The organism is Stenotrophomonas sp. YJH_SMC_48-3 (assembly GCF_059369375.1).
This window is the reverse complement of record NZ_JCAFSQ010000012.1, coordinates 110359-132036: the sequence shown is the minus strand read 5'-3', so window position 1 is coordinate 132036 and position 21678 is coordinate 110359. Positions and strand designations below refer to the sequence as shown.

The window sequence follows — 21678 nt, the reverse complement described above, 5'->3', positions numbered from 1 at the left end:
TTTAACATCCTGGCCAGGAAGCTGGCCAAGATCGCCTGGGGCGTCTTCAAGAGCGGTCGGGACTTTGACCCAGCCATGCTGAAAGTGGGTCAAGCCTGCTTCCAGCAGGCTTGACCGCGAACATAGGATCTCGGCTCTACATGAGAGGTTCGCGTTTTTTTAAAGCGCTTCCAGCTGCTTGCGCAGCGCGGCCAGCTGCGCGCGCAGGGTGTCGTTCTCGCGGGTTAGGGCGACCACGCGACGGCGCAGGGCCGGTGCATCCTCGCCCAGCTGTTCCAGTGCGGACAGCACTTCGGCATCGCGGCTGGCGATCTCGTCCTCATCCGCCTCCTCGAAATCCATCTCGGCCGGTTCAGGCTTCGGCGCGCGCGGCTTGCGCTTGGACTCGCGCACGCGCTTGGCGGCCTGCTTCAGCTCGTCCTTGCCACCGGCGGCGGCGGCGCGCTGTTCTTCTTCAGGCAGGTCGGCCACGGCCGCGGCGGCGCTGATCGAGATCACGCCGGCCTTCACCGCCTCCACCACTTCGGGTGCAGCCTGGGCATGGATGCGCTCGATCATGCCGACCTGGCTGGTACTCAGCTTGGCTTCGCGGGCCAGCTCAGCACGGCTGAGCTTCGGGGCCGGCTCCCACGGCGGGCTGTCTTCGCCCCCTTCGTCGGTGATGTCCGCGGTGCCGTCGCTCTCGCGCTGCAGCTGCGCCTGCTCGATCTGCTTGCGGGCGGCCAGGATGTCGCGCTTGCGCAGCGCCAGCACGCCGCGCTGGAAGTCGGACACGCTGCGACGGCCCAGGTGCTGCTCGATCATCCACAGGTGCACGTCTTCCATGCTCTGGAAGCGGGTGTTCTGTACGGTGTTGAAGGGCAGGCCATGCTTCTGGCAGATGCCGAAGCGGTTGTGGCCGTCGACCAGTACGTTGCCCCACAGGACCAGCGCGTCACGACAGCCCTCGGCCAGGATGCTGCGCTCCAGCGCGTCATGTTCGTCCGCGGTCAGCGGGTCGATATAGGCCTTCAGTTCTTCTTTGACGACGATATCCATGGGCACGGCAACGAGCAGGAGCGGAACCGCCCATTGTACCCGCTCGCCGCCGCGGGCCCGGGCTCAGGCCGTGGCCCGGATCATCTCGCCCAGCGTGCCGGTGATCTGGTCGATCTGCGCCTTGTCCACGATCAGCGGCGGTGACAGCGCGATGATGTCACCGGTGCAGCGCACCAGCAGCCGGCCATCGTGGAAGCAGCGCCGGAACACCTCGTAGCCGCGGCTGCCGGGCATGTCCCGGCGTGGCGCCAACTCGACCGCCCCGACCAGCCCGAAGTTGCGGATGTCGATCACGTTGGGCAGGCCCTGCAGCGCATGCAGCCGTTCCTGCCAGTATTCGCCCAGTTCGATGGCCCGCTCGAACAGGCGCTCCTCGGCGTAGACCTCCAGAGTGGCCAGCGCGGCCGCACAGGCCAGCGGGTGACCAGAGTAGGTATAGCCGTGGAACAGCTCGATGGCCTGCGGTGGCGCCTGCATCAGCGTAGCGTGCACCGCATCGCTGGCCAGCACGCCGCCCAGCGGCACCGCGCCGTTGCTGACCGCCTTGGCGAAGGTCAGCAGGTCGGGGGTGACCCCGAAGCGCTGTGCGGCGAAGGGCATGCCGACCCTGCCGAAGCCGGTGATGACCTCATCGAACACCAGCAGGATGCCGTGGTGATCGCACAGCTCGCGCAGGCGCTGCAGGTAGCCCGGCGCCGGCAGGATGACCCCGGCGGACCCAGCGATGGGCTCGACGAAGACCGCCGCGATGGTCGAGGCGTCATGCAGCGCGATCAGCCGCTCCAGGTCGTCGGCCAGTTCAGCGCCCTGGCGCGGCAGGCCCCTGCTGAATGCATTGCGCTGCAGGTCCAGGGTGTGGCGCAGGTAGTCCACGCCGCCCAGCTGCAGGCCGAACGCCCTGCGGTTGTTGGGCAAGCCGCCTAGTGCCATGCCGCCGAAGCCGACGCCGTGGTAGGCCTTCTCGCGGCTGATGAAGCGCGTGCGCTGGCCCTCGCCGCGCTGGCGGTGGTAGGCCAGCACGATCTTCATCGCGGTATCCACCGCCTCCGAGCCGGAGCTTGTGAAGAACACATGGTTCAGGGGCGTTGGTGCCAATGCGGCCAGCCGCTGCGCCAGCGCGAATGCCGGCGGCGAGCCCATCTGGAAGGCAGGGGAGTAATCCAGCGTGCGCGCCTGCTCGACGATGGCCTCGACGATGCGCGGCCGCGCGTGGCCGGCGTTGCAGCACCACAGGCCGGCGGTACCGTCGAGGATCTGGCGGCCGTCGACATCCTCGTAGTGCATGCCCTCGGCACGCACCAGCACACGCGGCGCCGCCTTGTACTGGCGGTTGGAGGTGAACGGCATCCAGTACGCCTCCAGTGATTCCGGGCGCTGGGTAGCAAGGTCGTGCAGGTCGCTTCCGGGACGCTTCATGCCAGCTCCGTCGGGTCCGATGGGGGAAATGTAGCGCAGCCACGTCACGGTGAAGTCGCGGTCGCGCCGGTATAACCGGGGAAACTGTTCCGTGGAGCCCGACATGGCCGACTTTCCCCACCGCAGCCACTGGCAGGCGTTGTCGCAGCAGCTTTCGATGCCCGGCCAGGCCTTCATCGATGGCCGCTACACCGACGCCGCCAGCGGCGCCCGCTTCGACTGCATCAGCCCCATCGATGGCCGTGTGCTCGCGGCGGTCGCCGACTGCGATGCACAGGACGTGGAGCGCGCAGTGCTGGCGGCGCGGCGTGCCTTCGATGCGGGCCACTGGTCGCAGGCCTGCCCGGCGCATCGCAAGCGCGTTTTGCTGGCGCTGGCCGCGCTGGTGGAGAAGCACGCCGATGAGCTGGCGCTGCTGGAAACCCTGGATATGGGCAAGCCGGTGCGCGACGCACGCCGTATCGACCTGCCCGGCGTGGTGCGCTGCCTGGCCTGGACCGCCGAAGCGGTGGACAAGCTGTACGGGGAAATCGCGCCGACCGGCCCACACGAGCTGGGGCTGGTCACGCGCGAGCCTGCCGGCGTGGTGGCGGCGGTCGTGCCATGGAATTTCCCGTTGCTGATGGCCTGCTGGAAGATCGCGCCGGCACTGGCGATGGGCAATTCGGTGGTCCTCAAGCCGTCCGAGCGTTCGCCACTGTCGGCATTGCGGCTGGCGGCGCTGGCGGCCGAGGCGGGCCTGCCGGACGGAGTGCTGAACGTGCTGCCCGGCCATGGTGCGCGCGTGGGCGAGCCCTTGGCGCTGCACATGGATGTGGACGTGCTGGCCTTCACCGGTTCCACCGCCACCGGTGCGAAGCTGCTGGAGTATGCAGGACGGTCCAACCTCAAGCGGGTCTGGCTGGAATGCGGTGGCAAGAGCCCCCACCTGGTGTTCGCCGACGCGCCGGACCTGGACGCAGCGGCCAAGGCCGTGGCGCAGGGCATCTTCTTCAACCAGGGCGAAGTCTGCACCGCTGGCTCGCGGCTGCTGGTGCAGCGCTCGATCCGTGAGGACTTCGTGCACCAGGTGATTGCCTATGGCCAGCACATGCAGCCCCGCCATCCACTGGAGGCCGATGCACCGATGGGTGCGCTGGTCGACGCCGCGCACGTGGACAAGGTGCTGGCCGATATCGCCCGTGCCGAAGGCGAGGGCGCTCGTCTGCTGATGGGGGGCCATCGGGCCGAGGTGGAGTCCGGCGGCTGCTACGTGCAGCCCACGGTGTTCGACCAGGTGCGTCCGGACCACGCGTTGGCACGCGAGGAAGTGTTCGGGCCAGTGCTGGCCGTGCTTGGTTTCGACGACGAGGCCGAAGCGGTGCGCGTGGCCAATGACAGCCGCTATGGATTGGCGGCGGGCCTGTGGACGCGTGACCTGGGCCGCGCCCATCGTGTCGCACGCCAGCTGCGCGCCGGCAGCGTCTGGGTGAACGGCTGGGACGGTGGTGACATGACCGCCCCGTTCGGTGGCTACAAGCAGTCCGGCAACGGCCGGGACAAATCGCTGCATGCGTTCGACAAGTACAGCGAGATCAAGGCCACCTGGATCCAGTTGTAACGACGCGCCCGCCGAGCGCTTTTCGTAGAGCCGAGCCCACGCTCGGCTGCTGTTTGCTCTTTGTAGAGTCGAGCCATGCTCGACTGCTCTTCGCGAAATGCAGCCGAGCATGGCTCGGCTCTACAAAATGCGAAAAGCCGTCGAGCAAGCTCGACGCCACAGTAATGCGACTACCGGCAACGCGCGCTCACCTGCAGCACCGCCGCACGCAGCATGTCGCGGTCGGCTTCTTCGACGGCGTTCTGGAAATAGTCCATGTCCTGCTTGCCCAGCTCGCACGGGTCGACGATGTAGCCCGGTGGCCACAAACCCAGCAGTTGCGCGACGCCATGCACGATCTGCTCGGGGGTCATCTGCCGACGGATCGGGAAGTAGTTGCGGCGCGCCGCGAATGCCGGGTGTATCTCGCGGCGACCAATAAGACGCGGAGCGACACCCGCAGCGCTGATGCCGTCACCACCGTCGATGCTGCCCGCAGGCAGACTCAGGATCAGTGGCGCCACCGCAGCCGCGTTTTCCGCGGCAGGCTGGGCGCTGTCTGCCTGCGCAACCGGGGCAGGGCGGGGCATCACCGATGCGGCCGGACGCGTCATCTGTGCGGAGGGCAAGGTCGGCTGCTTGGCTACAGGCGTCGGCAGTTCCGGTGGCAGCCAACGCAGCAAGACCCGTGGGCCGTCGTCGCTGCGCAGTTCGATCCGGCCGCTGTCCAGCAGCCACAGAGCAAGCCCGCCATGCACCAGCAGTACCACCAGCCACGCCGCCATCCGCGGCAGCTTCGGCGAATCGGACCACGACAGCGCGACTGCAGTCATCGGCAAAGCGTCCATGCAGGGACCGGTGGCGCAGCCTAGCGGGTGGCCCGAAAAATTCCGTTGGCATCGGTGTCGGCTGAAACCATCGCCCCGTGCGGCCATCGGCCCGTGGCAGAATCGGGCGATCCGCCGTTACCCGTGTTGCCGATGTCGACGATCACCGCTGCCGCACCGCCCGTGAATTCCCCCCGTCGTGTCCTGCTGGCCAGCCTGATCGGCACCACCATCGAATTCTTCGATTTCTACATCTACGCCACGGCCGCCGTGCTGGTGTTCCCGCACCTGTTCTTCCCGGACAGCAGCGAGCAGGCAGCCCTGCTGCAGTCACTGGCAACGTTCGCGGTCGCGTTCATCGCGCGCCCGGTGGGCTCGGCAGTGTTCGGCCACTTCGGTGACCGTATCGGCCGCAAGGCCACGCTGGTGGCCGCGCTGCTGACCATGGGCCTGTCCACGGTGCTGATCGGCCTGTTGCCCACCCATGCACAGATTGGCCTGTGGGCCCCCGCGTTGCTGGCGCTGTGCCGCTTCGGCCAGGGCCTGGGGCTGGGTGGCGAGTGGGGCGGGGCGGTGCTGCTGGCCACTGAGAACGCTCCGCCGGGCAAGCGCGCCTGGTACGGCATGTTCCCGCAGCTGGGCGCGCCCCTCGGCTTCCTGTTGTCGGCCGGCATCTTCCTGGTGTTGGGCCGTTGCCTGAGCCAGGGTGACTTCCTGCAGTGGGGCTGGCGCATTCCGTTCGTGGCCAGCGCGCTGCTGGTCGGCCTTGGCCTGTGGGTGCGCCTGAACATCCACGAGACCCCCGATTTCAGGCAGGCGCTGGAGCGCAAAGCACCGGTGCGGCTGCCGATGTGGACGGTGCTGCGTGACCACCCGGTGCCGATGCTGCTGGGTACCCTGGGCGCGTTCGCCACCTTCGTGCTGTTCTACCTGATGACCGTGTTCAGCCTCGGCCATGGCACGGCGGTGCTGGGTTACAGCCGCGAGCAGTTCCTGCTGATGCAGATGGCCGGCATGCTGTTCTTCGCGCTGGGCATCCCGCTGTCGGCGCGCTATGGCGACCGCTGGGGGACGCGCCGCACCATGATCGTCGCCAGCGTGCTGATTGTCGGCTTCGGCGTGCTGTTCGCACCGCTGTTCCAGCCGCACAGCCCATGGCTGGTCACTGCGTTCCTGTGCCTGGGATTGTTCCTGATGGGGCTGACCTACGGCCCCTGTGGCACCTTCCTGGCCGAAATCTACCCGGTGGAAGTGCGCTACACCGGCGCCTCGCTGTCATTCAACCTGGCCGGCATTCTGGGTGCGGCGCCGGCGCCGTACCTGGCCACCTGGCTGGCGGAACGCTTCGGCCTGGTCGCGGTCGGCTACTACCTGTGCCTGACTGCGGTAGCTACCCTGTGCGCGCTGGTAGCACTGCACCGGCGCGCCCTGCGGCTCAACCAAAGAAGCGCTTGAGCGTGCGCCCCAGCCAGCCGCCGCCCTGGTGTTCGCGGGCGAACTGGTTCAGGTGCGCCTTGACCTGTTCGGCATAGGCCTGGTCATCACCGCGGATGTGGTTGAACAGCCAGCGCGAGAGCATGGTGCGTAGTTCGTCGCTGATGTCCTCGCCGGCCTGGAAGCGCATGCGGTATTCCGAGACGCGCTTGATGAAGACCTCGTGCACGCGCTTGTGCGCGGCACAGAACGGATAGCCCGCCTCCTCCATCAGCTCTTCTTCGAAGGCGAAGTGCGACAGGGTGTAGTCCACCACCTCGTCGATCACTTCACCCACCGCCGCACGCTGCATGCTGGCCTGTGCCACGTGCAGGTGGTTGAGCATCTCGATGATGCGGCGGTGTTGTTGGTCGATCACATCGATGCCGATGTTCAGATCGTCCTGCCAGACCAGTAGTGCCATCCCCCGGCTCCCCTTCATGCGTATGTCGGGGCCGACTGTAGAACTGCCGCGCGGGTGCGGCGTTGATCTGGATCAAGGCGGGCCGGTCAAGGCAGGGCAGGCTCGCGGGGGCGCAGCGGGCTGGCCACCGTGGTGCAGCTGACCCGGTTGCGGCCACCGGCCTTGGCCAGGTACAGCTGGCGGTCGGCCTCGGAGATCAGCCGGTGCAGCGCATCGCGCTGCGGGCGCAGGCAGCACAGGCCGATGCTCACGGTCATGCGCAGGGTAGCGCTGCCGATGTCCACTTCCAGCGCAGCGATGCGCTGGCGCAGCTCCTCGAAGTACAGCAGCGCCTCGTCCTGCTCCATGTCCGGCACCAGCAGGCAGAACTCCTCGCCGCCGAAGCGCGCGATCAGGTCGTGGTTGCGTGCGTGTGCGGCCACCGCGCCGGCCACCGCGCGCAGCGCGTCGTCGCCGGCCTCGTGGCCGTAGGTGTCGTTGATGTGCTTGAAGTGGTCGATGTCGATCATCGCCACCGCCACGCACTGGCCATGCAGCTGCAGCTGCGGCAGCTGGCGCTGGCTCTGCTCCAGGAAGAAGCGTCGGTTGGGCAGCCCGGTAAGGAAGTCGCGGGTGGCCAGATCCTGCAGAGTGCCGATCAGCTCCAGCTGGTCCACGTTCTGCGAGACGCGGCAGAAAAACTCCTCGCGCGAGAACGGCTTGCGCAGGAAGTCGTTCGCACCGTTCTTAAGGAAGCGTGGGATCAGCGAGGCATCGGTATTGCCGGAGATGCCGATCACTGCCACCTTGTCGCGCGAGCGCAGGGTGCGCAGGCGACGGGTGAACTCCACGCCCTGCATGCCCGGCATTTCCTGATCGACCACGGCGAGGCGGATCGCAGGATGCGCTTCGATCGCAGACAGCCCCTCGTTGCCGTCGGCGGCCTCATGCACCTCATGGCCGTACATGCGCAGCAGGGCTGCGGCATAGCCACGCGCGGACGGCGAATCGTCCACCACCAGCGCGGCGATGCGGCGGTTGCGTTCCAGCCGCTGCACCAGCCACACCAGGTAATCGATGCTGCCGGGGGTGTTCTTCAGCACGTAATCGATGATCTGCTGCTGCAGCACGCGCTTGCGCAGGTCCTCGTCGTACACGCCGCTGACCACCACCGTTGGCAGGTCGCGCTTCAGGAAGAACTCGACCACCGCATCACGGTCGCCGTCGGCCAGCACCAGCCCGGTCAGCACCAGGAACCAGCCGGCACCTTCGCTGAGCAGGCGATCGGCCTCGGCGAGGGTGGAAGCGATCACCACCGGCAGTTCCAGGCGCTGTTCGATGGCTTCGCGCAGCATGCCGGTGAACGCACGGGAATTTTCGACCAGCAGGATCCGCTGTGGCAGGGGATCGGCCAGGTCGCCATCGACGGCGGCCTGCGGCAGGACGGGCATGATGCGGTGGCTCACGAAGGAGGGCTCGGCACGGATAGCGGCGGTTTCGGGCGTAACTTTAGGACGAAAACGTCCGTGCTCGTCGTTTGGCCCATTGCTCAGATGGGAAGCGGTTAGTATCAGCTGGAGGTTCTCGATTTCAACTTCGACCTGGAGGTCACTGTGCGATTTTCATGTTTTGGTGCGGCTACTGGATTTCTGATGATTGCCGCTGCCCCGGCAATCGCGGGCGGTCCCTCGGATTTTCATGGAAAGCCATTGGCTACGGCTGGGTTGGGGCAGGCCAGTCCGGCTGCGGTCAATCTCAGCCAGGACCCCAGCTGGCAGCTGTATGGATTCCAGCGTGATGGCATTACCTATTTGCAGGTGAACGACCTCCTCGGAAACGTGCAGCTGATTATCGGCAACGCAGGGGGGACCTACTGGGTGCTGCCGGCAGGCAACAATGCGACCAAGGTTTCGCTGCCCCAGCAGAAGATCCAGATACCGGCAGGCGCCAGCCGCTCGCAGATCTACAGCGGCAGCGATTTTTCGCTGGTGCGTTATCGTAGTGGCGGCGAGGTCATCTGGTCGGTTGAAACACCGTAAAGACGTAGAAGTGCGCAGCGGTGTCGGGATATCCTGCGCCGCTGCGCTTGCCGCGATGAACGCGGCAGAGGGCGATTATTGTAGGGCCGGCCCTTTGGCGGACACCGGCAATCAGATCTGGGTCTGCGAGTTTCCCTGCCCGGAGGTGGTCACGTGATCCATAGCGTTGAACGATGCAATGCCGATGGCGGCGGAGTCACCCGTCTCCACCATCGCCATCCGTATCCGATTCCGATGGCACTGCACTGTTCCGCCATAGGCAATCGTGCGGCCAGCCAAGCGCTCGACCGTGGCGGTGACGGTTGACGGTGACAGGCTGCGGTATGAATCCAGCAGTGCGACCGTCATCAGGATGCCGCGGCGTCCTCCTCTCCTGCCGCAACGCACGCGGATGCTGATCTGACCGGATTCCCTGTTGATCAACAGCGAAACGGCATCGGTGAGGGCGCGATAGGCGGCCAGCTGCAGGCCGACACTGAGCTGACAGGGGTCGCCGAGCAATCGAGGGCGCATCACGCGATGGCTCAGGTCCCAGGTTTCGCGTACGCCGCCGGCCTGGAGGGCGACGTAGAGCCCAAGATGTTCCAGTGCTGCGGGATAGACCATGCTGGTTTGTTCGCGGAACTGTCGCGAATGGACCGAAGCCATATGCAGGAGACTGTTCGCTATCGTGGGATGGCCATGCGCATTGAGCCAATTCACCACCTCGCTGAGCGAGGTGTCGATGCCGTCCCCCAGCTTCCTCAGGTGTCGCGCGCGCTCACGGAGATCAAGCTCGCTTGCCACCAGTGAATTGCGCGCGTGCTTGAGCGCGTCCCTTTCACCCACTTCGCCCAATCGCGAACGGTGGTAGTAGTGGGTGATGCGCGACCCTAACACCAGCAGTGCAGCGCCGGTGACCGCCATGATCTGCTGGGTCGCGAACGCAGCTGGATCGAACGCACCCGTGTAGGGGCTTGGGGTGGTCAGGCCAATGATCAGGTTGAGCGACGGTACTCCGATCGCCGCACCTCGCCAGCCATACAGACAGGTGAGTACGACGACCGGCAGCGCCATCAGCAGCTGCATCGATGTCTTGGCGTTGGCTTCGTCCAAGGGCAGCTGTGCGGCATACAGGCCAATTATGGCCATCAGCGTCAGGGCAGCGAGTGCAGGCGGGGCGAAACCTGATGTCCAACGGGCGTTGCCGGTCCGGCGTGTCCACAGCAACGCAAGCGGTGCAAGGGTCAGTATGCCGATGAAGTCGCCAACGACCAGGCGCGCGATGCTCGCAAGCACCGGCATCTCCGGTGGTGTCGGCCACAGGAGGTGTGCCAACATCAGATTGAGCGCCGTGACCACCAGTGCCGAAGCCGCCGCGACTGAAATCAGCCATGCATTCTTCGTGGTCACCATCATTTTCCGGTGCAGATGCACGATCAGCATCACTGCAGGCATCAGCAGTGCCGAACCAAGCACTATCCAGGCCAGTCCATACTTCTCGATCATTGGCACGCGCATCTGCGCAAAGTAGGCGTATTCGCCCAGCAGCAGGTACGGCCACCATCGAGGCGGGAACAACAGCACCGCAGCCACGCGGACGCCGGCGGGCAGGTAGAACTGGTCGAGCGACAACTGGCGAGACGCCCAGCATGCGATGGCGTACAACAGCGCAAGGACCAGCCCCGCCGGGCGGATACGCAACTTCAACTGCAGGCCTTCATTCCACCAGTTCAATCGCACATCTCCCTCTAGTACGTTCCCTGTCAGCATCCATTCGCCGCGGGACCCGGTTCTGAGGGACGGTATCGGCATGAAATAGATAATGCAATTGCCGATGCGATCTGCCGATCAAATGAGAATTCCGTCACGCCCTTCTGGATGAGTGCTCTTCACATGCTGTGGAGCTCCGGGAATTGCCAGTTCTTCGGAATCTCTCCGTGTCAGCTCACTGTTTCACCACAACGCATCCCGCAGCTTGTACCACGACATCGCCGCCACCAGCAGCGGCGTGCGCAGCAGCCGGCCGCCAGGGAAGGGGGCATGCCGCAGGCGCTGGAACACGTCCAGGCGCTCACTCTGGCCTGCAATGGCGGCGGCGATCACCTCGCCGGCCAGCCCGGCGGCGGCCACCCCATGGCCGGAGAACCCCTGCGCGAAGTACAGATTGCCGTCCAGCCGGCCCCAATGCGGGGCGCGGTTGCGGGTAATGTCTACATAACCGCCCCAGACCTGCTCCAGTGGCACGTCGGCCAGCTGCGGGAACACCTGGTGCATGCGCCGCTGCATCACCCCGCGCAGGCCGGGTGGCGGTAGTGCTGAATAGCTGGCACGGCCACCAAACAGCAGGCGATGGTCGTGGCTGAGACGGAAGTAATCCAGTGCCCAGGCGGTGTCGGCCACGGCCATGTTGTTGCCGATCAGGGCACGGGCGCGTTCGGCACCCAGCGGCGCGCTGGCCCCGATATAGGTGCCGACGGGCATGATCCGCCGTTCCAGCTCGGGCAGCAGGCCCTGCAACCAGGCGTTGCCGGCCACCACCAGATGCGCAGCGCGCACGCTTCCCTGCGCGGTATGCAGGGTGGGCTGCGGTCCGCGCTGCACGCGGGTCACTGCGGAGTTCTCATGGATCACCGCGCCGGCCGCACGCGCCGCATCGGCCAGTCCGCGGGCATAGGCCAGGGGCTGCAGATGCGCGCTGAGCGGATCGAACATCGCGGCGCGGTAGCGTGGGCTGTCCAGCTGTGCGCGCAGGGCATCACGGTCCCACCACTGCATGGGGTAGTCGTAGTGGCGTTGCAGATGCTCGCAGTTGGCCTGCAGGTCGCGCTCATGGCGTTCGCGGATGGCGACGCTGGCGTGGCCTTCCACCCAATGACAGTCAATGCCGTGCCGATCGATGCGTGCGCGCATCGCCTGCACCGCGTCGCGTGACCAGTCGAACAGGTGGCGCGCATCATCACGACCGAGCTGACGCTCCAGTTCGTCCACCTCGCAGCCATAGCCGACCAGCGCCTGGCCACCGTTGCGACCGGACGCGCCCCAGCCGATCCGCTGCGCGTCCAGCACCACCACGCGCTGGCCGCGCGTAGCCAGTTCCAGGGCTGCGGTCAGGCCGGTATAGCCGGCGCCCAGCACCGCGACATCGGCCTGCACATCCCCCCGCAACGAGGGCAGGGCGGGCGGTTCGGGCAGGCTGGCGGCATACCAGCTGGGCGGGAAGGCGGCGCTCACCGCAGGCCTCGCGGGCGCAGTGCGGGAGGGGGGAGCGGGGGAGGACGATCAGCATTCACCCGCGTAGTTTCGCCGATGCGTGACAGCCATGGTGTGACGGCGACGACTTGCCGCCTTCGCCGGGCGACGGGTAACGTGTCGGCACGTCAAGGAGTTTTTCCATGCGCCGCCTGCCCTGGGTGGGCCTGCCCACCGACAGTACCGTGCTCGGCCATCACCGCTTCGCGGTGGCCGGCGAGAAGTACGTGCGCGCGCTGGCCGAGGCCGCCGAAGTGACCCCGGTGGTACTGCCGAGCCTGCAGCCTGCTTTGCCGGCTGGCGACTGGCTGCAGGGGCTCGATGGCCTGCTGCTGACCGGTGCGGTCAGCAACATCGAACCGCAGCACTACGAGGGCGGCCGCAGCTGGCCGGGCAATCCGCATGACCCGGCGCGTGATGCCAATGCCTTCGCACTGCTGCGCGAGGCGCTGGCGCTGGACCTGCCAGTACTGGCGATCTGCCGCGGCTTCCAGGAACTGAACGTCGCGCTGGGTGGCAGCCTGCATCCGCAGGTACACGCGGTGCCTGGCCTGGCTGACCATCGCGAAGACCCGCAGGCGCCGGTGGAGGTGCAGTACGGACAGGCCCACGCGGTTACCCTGGTTGCCGATGGCTGGCTGGCGCAGTGGCACGGCAGCGACCGGGCGCAGGTCAATTCGGTGCACGGGCAGGGCATTGCCCGCCTCGCGCAGGGCCTGCAGGTCGAGGCCGTGGCCGACGACGGGCTGGTCGAAGCGGCACGCAGCCTGCACCATCGTTTCGTGCTCGGCGTACAGTGGCACCCGGAGTGGCGTGTCATGCAGGCGCCGTTCTATCACGCTATTTTCCGTGCGTTCGGCCAGGCTTGCCGGCAGCACCAACAGAACCGACTGGATTCCCGATGAGTTCCCGAACGCGCCCGCGCAAGACGGCCACGCCCCCCGCACCGCAGGAAAGCACGCTGCTGCGCTGGCTGAAGGAGCGGCACATCACCGAGGTGGAATGCCTGGTGCCGGACATCACCGGCAACGCGCGCGGCAAGATCATTCCCGCCGACAAGTTCTCGCACGACTACGGCACGCGCCTGCCTGAGGGCATCTTCGCCACCACCGTCACCGGCGAGTTCCCTGACGATTACTACGAGCTGACCTCGCCGTCCGACTCGGACATGATGCTGCGCCCCGATCCGGACACGGTGCGCATGGTGCCGTGGGCGGCCGACGCCACCGCGCAGGTCATCCACGATTGCTACACCAAGAGCGGTGAGCCGCACGAGCTGGCGCCACGCAACGTACTGCGCCGCGTGCTGGCGGCCTACGCCGAGCTGGGCCTGCGCCCGGTGGTGGCGCCGGAGCTTGAGTTCTTCCTGGTGCAGAAGAACACCGACCCGGACTTCCCGCTGCTGCCACCGGCCGGCCGCTCCGGGCGCCCGGAGACCGCGCGGCAGTCGTACTCGATCGACGCGGTCAACGAATTCGACCCGATCCTCGACCTGATGTACGACTACGCCGATGCGATGAAGCTGGACGTGGACACGCTGATCCACGAATCGGGCGCGGCGCAGCTGGAGGTCAACTTCACCCATGCCGATGCGATGGACCTGGCCGACCAGGTATTCCTGTTCAAGCGCACCATGCGCGAGGCGGCGATGCGCCACGGGGTGTACGCCACCTTCCTGGCCAAGCCGATGGAAAACGAGCCGGGCAGTGCCATGCACATCCACCAGAGCCTGGTGCGGATGAGTGACGGCAGCAACGTTTTTGCCGGTGATTCCGATGCCGAGGGCGAGTTCAGCCCAGTGTTCGGCCATTACCTGGGTGGCCTGCAGAAGTACGCGCCGCAGGCGATGGCGTTCTTCGCGCCGAACGTGAACTCCTACCGCCGCCTGGTGTTCGGCGAGGTCTCGCCGAGCAACGTGCACTGGGGCTTCGACAACCGTACCTGCGGGCTGCGCGTGCCGCTGGATACGCCGGAAAACATGCGCGTGGAGAGCCGTTTCGCCGGCTCCGACGCCAACCCGTACCTGGCAATGGCGGCGACCCTGGCCTGCGGCCTGCTCGGCATCCGCGAGCGGCTGGCGCCGGACGCGCCGGTGACCGGCAGCGCGAAGGAACTGGGCTACAACCTGCCGCGCTCGCTGGGCGAGGCGCTGGACGGGCTGGAGCAGTGCAGCGAGCTCCAGGCCCTGCTGGGCGAGCGTTTCTGCCGCGCCTACATCTCGGTCAAGCGCAAGGAATACGAGACCTTTTTCCGCGTCATCAGCTCGTGGGAGCGCGAGTTCCTGCTGCTGAACGTCTGAGCATCTGGAATAGAAAAATCCGCCGCCGGGGGGTAGGCTGGCACCCGTCGCCGGCACCACCGGCCCCCCTTCCCGCATTCTGGAGCACCCGATGAAGCTGCGTATCCTCACGCTCGGCCTGGCCTCCGCCATGCTTGCCGCCTGTGGCGGTGGCAACGGCGGCGCGCAGGACAGCCAGGTCCTGAACGTCTACAACTACAGCGATTACATCGCCGAGGACACCATTCCGACCTTCGAGAAGGAGAGCGGGATCAAGGTGACCTACGATGTGTTCGACAGCGATGAGATGGTCGAGACCAAGCTGCTGGCCGGCAACAGCGGCTACGACGTGGTGGTGCCGACGCTGAACTTCTTCGGCCGCCAGATCCAGGCCGGCGTGTTCCTGCCGCTGGACAAGAGCAAGATCCCGAACCTGGCCAACCTCGATCCGGCGGTGATGAAGCGCATCGCCACCCAGGATCCGGGCAACCAGTACGGCGTGCCGTACATGATCGGCACCACCGGCATCGGCTACAACGTGGACATGCTGAAGCAGCGCTTCGGTGGCAGCACCGACATCGCCAACAGCTGGGACCTGGTGTTCAAGCCGGAGAACATCAGCAAGATGAAGGACTGCGGCGTGACCATCCTGGACACGCCGGCCGACATGATCCCGATCGCGCTGCATTACCTGGGCCTGGACCCGCACAGCGGCGACCCGGCCGAACTGCAGAAGGCGGCCGACCTGCTGAAGTCGATCCGCCCGTACGTTCAGAATTTCCACTCCTCGCAGTACGTGGGTTCGCTGGCCAACGGCGGTACCTGCCTGGTGGTCGGCTGGTCCGGTGACATCATCCAGGCCCGCGACCGCGCCGAGGAAGCCAGCAATGGCGTGCACGTGGCCTACTCGATCCCGAAGGAAGGTGCGCCGCAGTGGTTCGACATGCTGGCGATCCCGAAGGACGCCAAGCACCCGGAAGCGGCTTACAGGTTCATCAACTACCTGCTGGAACCGAAGGTCGCTGCGGCCAACACCAACTTCATCCACTACGCCAACCCGATCCCGACCGCAACGCCGCTGGTGGACGAGGCGATCCGCACCGACCCGACCATCTATCCGCCGGCGGATGTTGCCGAGAAGATGTTCACCTACTCGATCAACACGCCGGAGACCGACAAGCTCTACACCCGGCTGTGGACCGAGGTGAAGACCGGCCGCTGAGCCGGTCTGGCGCCGTCGGGCCTTGCCCGGCGGCTCCCTTAACCTGCGCCGAAGCCGGTACTCCCGCTTCGGCCAAGGTGCTGCAGGATGGCCGGCAGCAGGTCGCGTGCGTCGCGGCCGCCGTTGCACAGGAACGACGAACTCATCCGCTGCAGGTTGTGCATGCCGATGAAGAACAGCCCCGGCTGCGGGGAAACACCGAAGTCGCCAAGCGGATAGCCGTGTGCATCCAGCACGCCCTGCATGTCGAGCCAGGGCCATTCGGCGACGAAGCCGGTGGCCAGTACCACCGCGCGGATCCCCGCAGCCTTCAGGTCCAGCTTGCATGGGGACGGTTCCGGCTCCCAGTGCAGGTAGACCTCTTCGGGAATGTAGCGGGCATCGTCGGTGCGCGGTTCGGGCCGCGTGGCGTAGTACGCGCTGGCCAGCGAATCGAGATAGGCATATTCGGCCCGCGTCGCCTCGATCGCGGTATGCAGCTGCGGGCGGACATCGGCGAAGCGGGCGGTGTTTCCGCTGAATTCCTGCAACCGGCCCAGCAACCTGATGCCTGCGCGGTGCATCGCCAACAGGCTGATCGAACTGCCCAGGCCGGCGCCTCCCTTGCCGGATATCAGCGGGAACTCCGCGGTGCGGGCCTTGCGCAGCGCGTCCGGCTCGCCTGCCAGTACGGCCGCCGATTGGCTTACGTGTTGATGGATGCGCCCGGCCATGTCCCACCAGGTCATCGAGTCCTTGCCGCGCAGCCGACGGGTGTGCGAATGACGATCGGCCAATGACCAGTACACGCTGCGACCACCGTCGCGCAGGTCCTGGGCGATCTGCGCGCCGGACTGGCCGCCGCCGATGACCAGCACCGCGCCCTCGGGTAGCTGGCCGGGACCGCGGTAGTCGCTGGAGTGCAGCATGGTGAGGCCTGGTGCGGGCGCGAACGGGGCCCGGGGCAACCGCGCCCGGCGGTATTCACCGGTGGCAACCACCACCGCCTGGGCATGGATCAGTCCCCGGCTGCTGTCGATGGCATAGCCACCGGACTCGGGCCCGACCCGATGGACCACGCACCCTTCGCTGATCGGCAACGAGCGCTCGTCGGCATAGTCGCGCAGCCGTCGGATCACTTCCGGGGCCCCCATGAACCCTTCCGGGTCATCCCCGGTATAGGCATGGCCATGCAGGGCCATGGTCGCGTTGGCGGTGTTGGTCTGGAACGAATCCCAGCGTCGCCGCCAGCTGGCACCCACGGTTTCGGCCTCCAGCACGCGATGCTCGACGCCGGCCTCCTGCAGGAGCGCGCTGAGCGACAACCCGGCCTGGCCGGCGCCGATGATGACCAGCGGCAGCCGTGCAGGCAGGCAGCCTGGCAGGCGGGGCGGGAAAGGGGAGGGGCTGTCCGGGGAAATCACCAGGGTCGGTCCATGCAAGGCCTAGATCCGGGGCATTGCGCGGGGAATGCCCCGGGCTTTCAATGGATCCCGCTCTGAAAAATGTTGCAGATCGGGCCGCCGCCCGTGGTGTCTGGCCGGGACGGCCGTCCGGGCGTCGAGGAGAGCCCGGGCCTCCCGGCGCACAGGCCACCATGGCGGGGGAAAACCGACACACCTCGGGAGGCCTGGGCGCGCCAGCGGCCGCTTCCACCCACTGCCGTCATATCCCCTTCGGCCCTCGGCCGTTAGAATGGCCGCCGCTGTCCACCGCCCGCTCCCGGAGCCCCCATGCCCGTTGAAGCCCAGCCGGTAGCCGCCGTCGTCGACACGACCGGTGCGCCCGGCTATCTCTCCATTCGTGATCTGCGCAAGGAATTCGACGGATTCGTCGCCGTCGACGACGTCAACCTGGACGTGCGCAAGGGCGAGATCTTTGCCCTGCTCGGTGGCTCCGGCAGCGGCAAATCGACCCTGCTGCGCTGCCTGGGCGGCTTCGAGACGCCCACCAAGGGCAGCATCACCGTCGATGGCCAGCGCCTGGACGCGCTGCCGCCGTACCAGCGGCCGGTCAACATGATGTTCCAGTCCTATGCGCTGTTCCCGCACATGACGGTCGAACAGAACATCGCCTTCGGCCTGAAGCAGGATGGTTTGGGCAAGGACGCGATCAGCAAGCGCGTCGGCGAGATGCTCGACCTGGTGCAGATGGGCCACCTGGGCAAGCGCAAGCCGCACCAGCTGTCCGGTGGCCAGCAGCAGCGCGTGGCGCTGGCGCGGTCGCTGGCCAAGGGGCCGAAGCTGCTGCTGCTGGACGAGCCGATGGGCGCGCTGGACAAGAAGCTGCGCTCGCAGATGCAGCTGGAACTGGTCAGCATCATCGAGTCGTCGGGCGTGACCTGCGTGATGGTCACCCACGACCAGGAAGAAGCGATGACCATGGCCACCCGCATCGCGGTGATGGATGCCGGCTGGATCCAGCAGGTCGGCAAGCCGGACGAGGTCTACGAGCAGCCGGCCAACCGCTTCGTCGCCGAGTTCATCGGTTCGGTCAACCTGTTTGACGGGGTGATCGACGAGGACCTGCCCGAGTACGTGACCGTGCGCTCGCCGCTGTTCCCGGCGCCGATCTACATTGCCCATGGCATCACCTGCTATGAAGGGCAGCCGGTCGCGTTCGCGCTGCGCCCGGAAAAGGTGATGATCGGCAAGGACGAGCCGGAAGGGCACACCAACAAGGCGCAGGGCGTGATCGAGGACATCGCCTATTTCGGCAGCCATTCGGTCTACCACGTGCGGCTGCCCAGCGGCGCCAAGGTGCTGGCCAATTTCGCCAATTCGCAGCGCTGGGCCAGCGACGGCCTGACCTGGGGTGACAGCGTATGGGTGCACTGGCGTGACAACGACGGCGTGGTGCTGACCTCATGAGCGTCGCCGGCCTGAAGCGCTGGCTGCCGGGGCTGCGTGCCACGGTGATCGGCATTCCGTACCTGTGGCTGCTGCTGTTCTTCGCAGTGCCGTTCCTGATCGTGCTGATGATCAGCTTCTCGCTCAGCCGGGTCGGCTCGCCGCCGTATACCTGGCTGCTGCAGTACGCCGACGGCGGTTTCTCGCTGAAGCTGAACCTGGAAAACTACCTGGCGCTGTTCCGCGATTCGATCTATGCCCAGGCGTTCCTGAGCTCGATCAGGATCGCGGCGATCTCCACCTTCTTCACCCTGCTGATCGGCTATCCGATGGCCTATGCCATCGCGCGCCTGTCGCCCGCCGCTCGCAACGTGGCGATGATGCTGGTGGTGCTGCCGTCGTGGACCTCGTTCCTGATCCGCGTGTATGCGTGGAAGGCGATCCTGGACCGCAACGGCCTGCTCGACCAGTTCCTGCAGTTCACCGGCCTGCAGACGCTGATGACGTCGATGGGCCTGCCGAAACTGCAGCTGATCGACACCCCGACCGCCGCCTACATCGGCATCGTCTACTGCTATCTGCCGTTCATGGTGCTGCCGCTGTACGCCAATCTGGTCAAGCATGACCACCGCCTGCTGGAAGCGGCCTACGACCTCGGTGCCAAGCCGTGGCAGGCGTTCCTGCGCATCACCCTGCCGTTGTCGAAGGCGGGCATCATCGCCGGCTGCATGCTGGTGATGATCCCGGCGGTGGGTGAATTCGTGATCCCGGAAATGCTCGGTGGTTCGGAGACACTGATGGTCGGCCGCCAGCTGTGGAACGAGTTCTTCAACAACCGCAACTGGCCGGGCGCGTCGGCGATGGCGGTGGCGATGATCCTGTTGCTGCTGGTGCCGATCCTGCTGTTCAACCGTTCCCAGCAGCGCCTGCTGGAAGGGAAGCAGGCATGAGCCCGCGTACCGCCAAGGGCCTGGGGCTGGGCGTGCTGCTGCTGGGCTTCGCCTTCCTGTACCTGCCGATTCTGCTGTTGATGTTCTATTCGTTCAACAGCTCGCGGCTGGCGATGGTCTGGGCCGGGTTCTCCACCCGCGCCTACAGCGACCTGTTTGCCGACCGCGCGCTGATGGAGGCGATGTGGACCAGCCTGGTGGTGGCGTTCTGGACTGCGTGTACCGCTACTGTGCTGGGTACGCTGGCGGCGATGGTGATGACCCGTTTCAAGCGCTTCCGCGGCAAGCCACTGTTCGGGGCGCTGGTCACCGCGCCGCTGGTGATGCCGGACGTGATCCTGGGCTTCTCGCTGATGGCGCTGCTGGCATCGATGGGCGCGATTCCCGGCTTCCCGGCGCGTGGCCTGGCCACCATCTGGATCGCGCACGTGACCTTCACCCTCTGCTTCGTCACCGTGGTGGTGTCCTCGCGCCTGCAGGAAATGGACCTGTCGCTGGAAGAAGCGGCGATGGACCTGGGCGCCAGCCGGTTGACCGTGTTCACCCGCATCACCCTGCCGATCATCGCGCCGGCGCTGGTGGCGGGTTGGCTGCTGGCGTTCACCCTGTCGCTGGATGACGTGGTGGTGGCCAGCTTCGTCGCCACGCCGGGCTCGACCACGCTGCCGATGAAGGTGTTCGCGTCGGTGCGCATGGGCATCAGCCCGAAGATCAATGCACTGGCCACGCTGCTGGTGTCGGCGGTATCGATCGCCGCGGTGATCGGCTGGTACATCAATGCCCGCGCCGAGAAGCGGCGCCAGCGCGACCTGCAGCTGGCGCGGCAGGACAACGGCTGAGTACACGATCCGTCCACTGTGCCGGCAACACCCGGCTCACGGCCGGCGGCGCACAATGGGGGTCTTCCAGATGGAGATCCCCCATGACCGTCGAGATCGTCGACCCGGCCACCGGCCAGGTGACCTACCGCCATGAACTGATGGGCGCTGCCGACATCGAGCAGCGCCTGCAGGCCGCCGCCGATGCCTTCCCCGGCTGGGCCGAGCGTTCACTGCAGGAACGCGGCGCGATCCTGCGCCAGATCGCGGCTCAGCTGCGCACGCGCCGCGACGACCTGCAGCAGGCGATGACCCACGAGATGGGCAAGCTCAAGGCCGAGGCGCTGGCCGAGGTCGACAAGTGCGCGGCGGCCTGCGAGTACTACGCCGACCACGCGGCCGACTACCTCAAGCCGCAGCTGATCGATACCGAAGCCCAGCGCAGCTACGTGCGCTACGAGCCGATCGGCTGCGTGTTCGCGGTGATGCCGTGGAATTTCCCGATCTGGCAGGTGTTCCGTTTCCTCGCCCCGGCGTTCATGGCTGGCAACGTCGCCCTGCTCAAGCACGCCAGCAACGTGCCGCAGTGCGCCGACCTGATCCTGGCGGTGTGCCGTGACGGCGGCCTGCCTGATGGCGTGTTCGACGTGCTGCACATCGACAACGACCAGGCCGCCGACGTGCTGCGCGACGCACGGGTGAAGGCGGTGACGCTGACCGGCAGCGAGCGGGCAGGGCGCTCGATCGCCTCCAATGCCGGCAGCCAGCTGAAGAAGTCGGTGATGGAGCTGGGTGGCAGCGATGCCTTCGTGGTGCTCGACGATGCCGACCTCGACAAGACCGTGGCCGCAGCGGTGAAGTCGCGCTTCGACAACAGCGGCCAGACCTGCATCGCGGCCAAGCGCTTCATCGTGGTCGAGGCGGTGGCCGATGAGTTCACCCGTCGCTTTGTGGAGGCGGCGGGCGAGCGCCAGTACGGCGATCCCGATAAGCCTGGCACCACGCTGGCACCGATGGCTCGCGCCGACCTGCGTGACGAACTGCACAAGCAGGTGCAGGCCAGCGTGGCCAAGGGCGCGCAGGTGCTGATCGGTGGTGAGCCGATAGCCGGCACCCATGCCGGCTATCCGGCCACGGTGCTCGACCAGGTCGGCCCGGGCATGCCGGCGTATGACGAGGAGCTGTTCGGGCCGGTGGCTGCGGTGATCCGGGTCAAGGATGAGGCCGAGGCACTGCGCGTGGCCAACGACACCCGCTTCGGCCTGGGCGGCAGCGTGTGGACCGGCGATCCGGTACGCGGCGAGCGCTTCGCGCAGCGCATGGAATGCGGTGCGGCGTTCGTCAACGCCATCGTCAAGAGCGACGCGCGGCTGCCGTTCGGCGGCAGCAAGCAGTCAGGCTTTGGTCGGGAGCTGGCTGACCATGGCATCCATGAGTTCATGAACATCAAGACCGTCTACGTGGCTTGATCCTGAGCGGTAGTGCCGGTCGCTGGCCCGCATTGCCCTGATTGCCGGCCAGCGGCCGGCACTACCAGAAGCGGGTCATGTGCCACCACCAACGGTCGGGGCCTACC

The 21678-nt window shown here is 66.6% G+C and carries 18 protein-coding genes and 1 pseudogene; 11 read left to right on the top strand and 8 right to left on the bottom strand.

All coding sequences use genetic code 11. The annotated features are described in order from the left end of the window. A pseudogene (locus AC5P65_RS17965) lies at positions 1-114 on the top strand (IS110 family transposase); the annotation flags it as partial. 45 nt (positions 115-159) lie between these two features. Here AC5P65_RS17965 and AC5P65_RS17960 read toward each other — a convergent pair. Together AC5P65_RS17960 and aptA are read right to left on the bottom strand one after the other, a co-directional pair. Further along, positions 160-1038 carry a ParB N-terminal domain-containing protein gene (locus tag AC5P65_RS17960; RefSeq protein WP_111097879.1) on the bottom strand — a complete coding sequence of 293 codons (879 nt, stop codon included), beginning with the start codon at positions 1036-1038 and terminating at the stop codon, positions 160-162. Between the two features lie 63 nt (positions 1039-1101). Then, the gene (gene aptA / locus AC5P65_RS17955; RefSeq protein ID WP_111097880.1) at positions 1102-2454 is read right to left on the bottom strand and encodes an omega-aminotransferase AptA; all 1353 of its coding nucleotides are present in this window, start codon (positions 2452-2454) and stop codon (positions 1102-1104) included. Positions 2455-2557: 103 nt separating this feature from the next. Here aptA and AC5P65_RS17950 point away from each other — a divergent pair, with 103 nt between their 5' ends. Beyond that, positions 2558-4054 carry an aldehyde dehydrogenase gene (locus AC5P65_RS17950; protein ID WP_495215787.1) on the top strand — a complete coding sequence of 499 codons (1497 nt, stop codon included), beginning with the start codon at positions 2558-2560 and terminating at the stop codon, positions 4052-4054. Positions 4055-4224: 170 nt separating this feature from the next. Here AC5P65_RS17950 and AC5P65_RS17945 read toward each other — a convergent pair whose 3' ends face one another. Next, a complete protein-coding gene (locus AC5P65_RS17945) occupies positions 4225-4866 on the bottom strand; it encodes a hypothetical protein (protein ID WP_111097882.1) in 642 nt (213 codons plus the stop codon). Between the two features lie 156 nt (positions 4867-5022). On the opposite strand from AC5P65_RS17945, the gene AC5P65_RS17940 reads away from it, so the two are divergent. Next, on the top strand, positions 5023-6315 hold the full coding sequence (locus AC5P65_RS17940) for an MFS transporter (RefSeq protein ID WP_180832791.1): 1293 nt from the start codon (positions 5023-5025) through the stop codon (positions 6313-6315). Here AC5P65_RS17940 and AC5P65_RS17935 read toward each other — a convergent pair. Both AC5P65_RS17935 and AC5P65_RS17930 read right to left on the bottom strand, forming a co-directional pair. Then, positions 6296-6757: a bacteriohemerythrin gene (locus AC5P65_RS17935; protein ID WP_019659057.1), complete on the bottom strand. Its 462-nt coding sequence runs from the start codon at positions 6755-6757 to the stop codon at positions 6296-6298. The genes AC5P65_RS17940 and AC5P65_RS17935 overlap by 20 nt on opposite strands. Before the next feature lie 86 nt (positions 6758-6843). Further along, positions 6844-8187 (bottom strand): diguanylate cyclase, encoded by a 1344-nt coding sequence (locus AC5P65_RS17930; protein WP_111102043.1) that lies wholly within the window; start codon positions 8185-8187, stop codon positions 6844-6846. Positions 8188-8388: 201 nt separating this feature from the next. Here AC5P65_RS17930 and AC5P65_RS17925 point away from each other — a divergent pair, with 201 nt between their 5' ends. Beyond that, positions 8389-8775 carry a hypothetical protein gene (locus AC5P65_RS17925; protein WP_227199817.1) on the top strand — a complete coding sequence of 129 codons (387 nt, stop codon included), beginning with the start codon at positions 8389-8391 and terminating at the stop codon, positions 8773-8775. Between the two features lie 111 nt (positions 8776-8886). Here AC5P65_RS17925 and AC5P65_RS17920 read toward each other — a convergent pair whose 3' ends face one another. Then, positions 8887-10497: an MASE1 domain-containing protein gene (locus tag AC5P65_RS17920; RefSeq protein WP_080112490.1), complete on the bottom strand. Its 1611-nt coding sequence runs from the start codon at positions 10495-10497 to the stop codon at positions 8887-8889. Between the two features lie 213 nt (positions 10498-10710). Next, the gene (locus AC5P65_RS17915; RefSeq protein WP_111097886.1) at positions 10711-11988 is read right to left on the bottom strand and encodes an NAD(P)/FAD-dependent oxidoreductase; all 1278 of its coding nucleotides are present in this window, start codon (positions 11986-11988) and stop codon (positions 10711-10713) included. Positions 11989-12149: 161 nt separating this feature from the next. Between AC5P65_RS17915 and AC5P65_RS17910 the strand changes: the two genes are divergently transcribed. The 3 genes from AC5P65_RS17910 (at position 12150) to AC5P65_RS17900 (ending at position 15506) form a co-directional block, all read left to right on the top strand. Then, on the top strand, positions 12150-12911 hold the full coding sequence (locus tag AC5P65_RS17910) for a gamma-glutamyl-gamma-aminobutyrate hydrolase family protein (protein ID WP_495215785.1): 762 nt from the start codon (positions 12150-12152) through the stop codon (positions 12909-12911). Continuing rightward, positions 12908-14305: a glutamine synthetase family protein gene (locus AC5P65_RS17905; protein ID WP_495215784.1), complete on the top strand. Its 1398-nt coding sequence runs from the start codon at positions 12908-12910 to the stop codon at positions 14303-14305. The genes AC5P65_RS17910 and AC5P65_RS17905 overlap by 4 nt, the downstream gene beginning before the upstream one ends. A 91-nt stretch (positions 14306-14396) precedes the next feature. Beyond that, positions 14397-15506 carry a polyamine ABC transporter substrate-binding protein gene (locus tag AC5P65_RS17900; protein ID WP_019659050.1) on the top strand — a complete coding sequence of 370 codons (1110 nt, stop codon included), beginning with the start codon at positions 14397-14399 and terminating at the stop codon, positions 15504-15506. A 38-nt stretch (positions 15507-15544) separates the two neighbouring features. On the opposite strand, the gene AC5P65_RS17895 is transcribed toward AC5P65_RS17900, so the two are convergent. Further along, positions 15545-16927, bottom strand: coding sequence for a flavin-containing monooxygenase (locus AC5P65_RS17895; protein WP_180832776.1), 1383 nt, complete (start codon positions 16925-16927; stop codon positions 15545-15547). Positions 16928-17218: 291 nt separating this feature from the next. Between AC5P65_RS17895 and AC5P65_RS17890 the strand changes: the two genes are divergently transcribed. The 4 genes from AC5P65_RS17890 (at position 17219) to AC5P65_RS17875 (ending at position 21571) form a co-directional block, all read left to right on the top strand. After that, entirely contained in the window at positions 17219-18355 is a 1137-nt protein-coding gene (locus AC5P65_RS17890) for an ABC transporter ATP-binding protein (RefSeq protein WP_014646566.1), read from the top strand. Then, entirely contained in the window at positions 18352-19284 is a 933-nt protein-coding gene (locus tag AC5P65_RS17885; RefSeq protein WP_021203561.1) for an ABC transporter permease subunit, read from the top strand. Before AC5P65_RS17890 ends, AC5P65_RS17885 begins: the two co-directional genes overlap by 4 nt. After that, the gene (locus AC5P65_RS17880) at positions 19281-20123 is read left to right on the top strand and encodes an ABC transporter permease subunit (RefSeq protein WP_021203562.1); all 843 of its coding nucleotides are present in this window, start codon (positions 19281-19283) and stop codon (positions 20121-20123) included. Before AC5P65_RS17885 ends, AC5P65_RS17880 begins: the two co-directional genes overlap by 4 nt. 83 nt (positions 20124-20206) lie before the next feature. Then, positions 20207-21571, top strand: coding sequence for an NAD-dependent succinate-semialdehyde dehydrogenase (locus AC5P65_RS17875; protein ID WP_188250427.1), 1365 nt, complete (start codon positions 20207-20209; stop codon positions 21569-21571). Positions 21572-21678: the final 107 nt, after the last annotated feature.

Coding starts and splice junctions, on each gene's coding strand:
- AC5P65_RS17960 (WP_111097879.1), bottom strand. CDS start 1,038: ATGGATATCGTCGTCAAAGAAGAACTGAAGGCCTATATCGACCCGCTG.
- aptA (WP_111097880.1), bottom strand. CDS start 2,454: ATGAAGCGTCCCGGAAGCGACCTGCACGACCTTGCTACCCAGCGCCCG.
- AC5P65_RS17950 (WP_495215787.1), top strand. CDS start 2,558: ATGGCCGACTTTCCCCACCGCAGCCACTGGCAGGCGTTGTCGCAGCAG.
- AC5P65_RS17945 (WP_111097882.1), bottom strand. CDS start 4,866: ATGACTGCAGTCGCGCTGTCGTGGTCCGATTCGCCGAAGCTGCCGCGG.
- AC5P65_RS17935 (WP_019659057.1), bottom strand. CDS start 6,757: ATGGCACTACTGGTCTGGCAGGACGATCTGAACATCGGCATCGATGTG.
- AC5P65_RS17930 (WP_111102043.1), bottom strand. CDS start 8,187: ATGCCCGTCCTGCCGCAGGCCGCCGTCGATGGCGACCTGGCCGATCCC.
- AC5P65_RS17925 (WP_227199817.1), top strand. CDS start 8,389: ATGATTGCCGCTGCCCCGGCAATCGCGGGCGGTCCCTCGGATTTTCAT.
- AC5P65_RS17910 (WP_495215785.1), top strand. CDS start 12,150: ATGCGCCGCCTGCCCTGGGTGGGCCTGCCCACCGACAGTACCGTGCTC.
- AC5P65_RS17905 (WP_495215784.1), top strand. CDS start 12,908: ATGAGTTCCCGAACGCGCCCGCGCAAGACGGCCACGCCCCCCGCACCG.
- AC5P65_RS17900 (WP_019659050.1), top strand. CDS start 14,397: ATGAAGCTGCGTATCCTCACGCTCGGCCTGGCCTCCGCCATGCTTGCC.
- AC5P65_RS17890 (WP_014646566.1), top strand. CDS start 17,219: ATGCCCGTTGAAGCCCAGCCGGTAGCCGCCGTCGTCGACACGACCGGT.
- AC5P65_RS17885 (WP_021203561.1), top strand. CDS start 18,352: ATGAGCGTCGCCGGCCTGAAGCGCTGGCTGCCGGGGCTGCGTGCCACG.
- AC5P65_RS17880 (WP_021203562.1), top strand. CDS start 19,281: ATGAGCCCGCGTACCGCCAAGGGCCTGGGGCTGGGCGTGCTGCTGCTG.
- AC5P65_RS17875 (WP_188250427.1), top strand. CDS start 20,207: ATGACCGTCGAGATCGTCGACCCGGCCACCGGCCAGGTGACCTACCGC.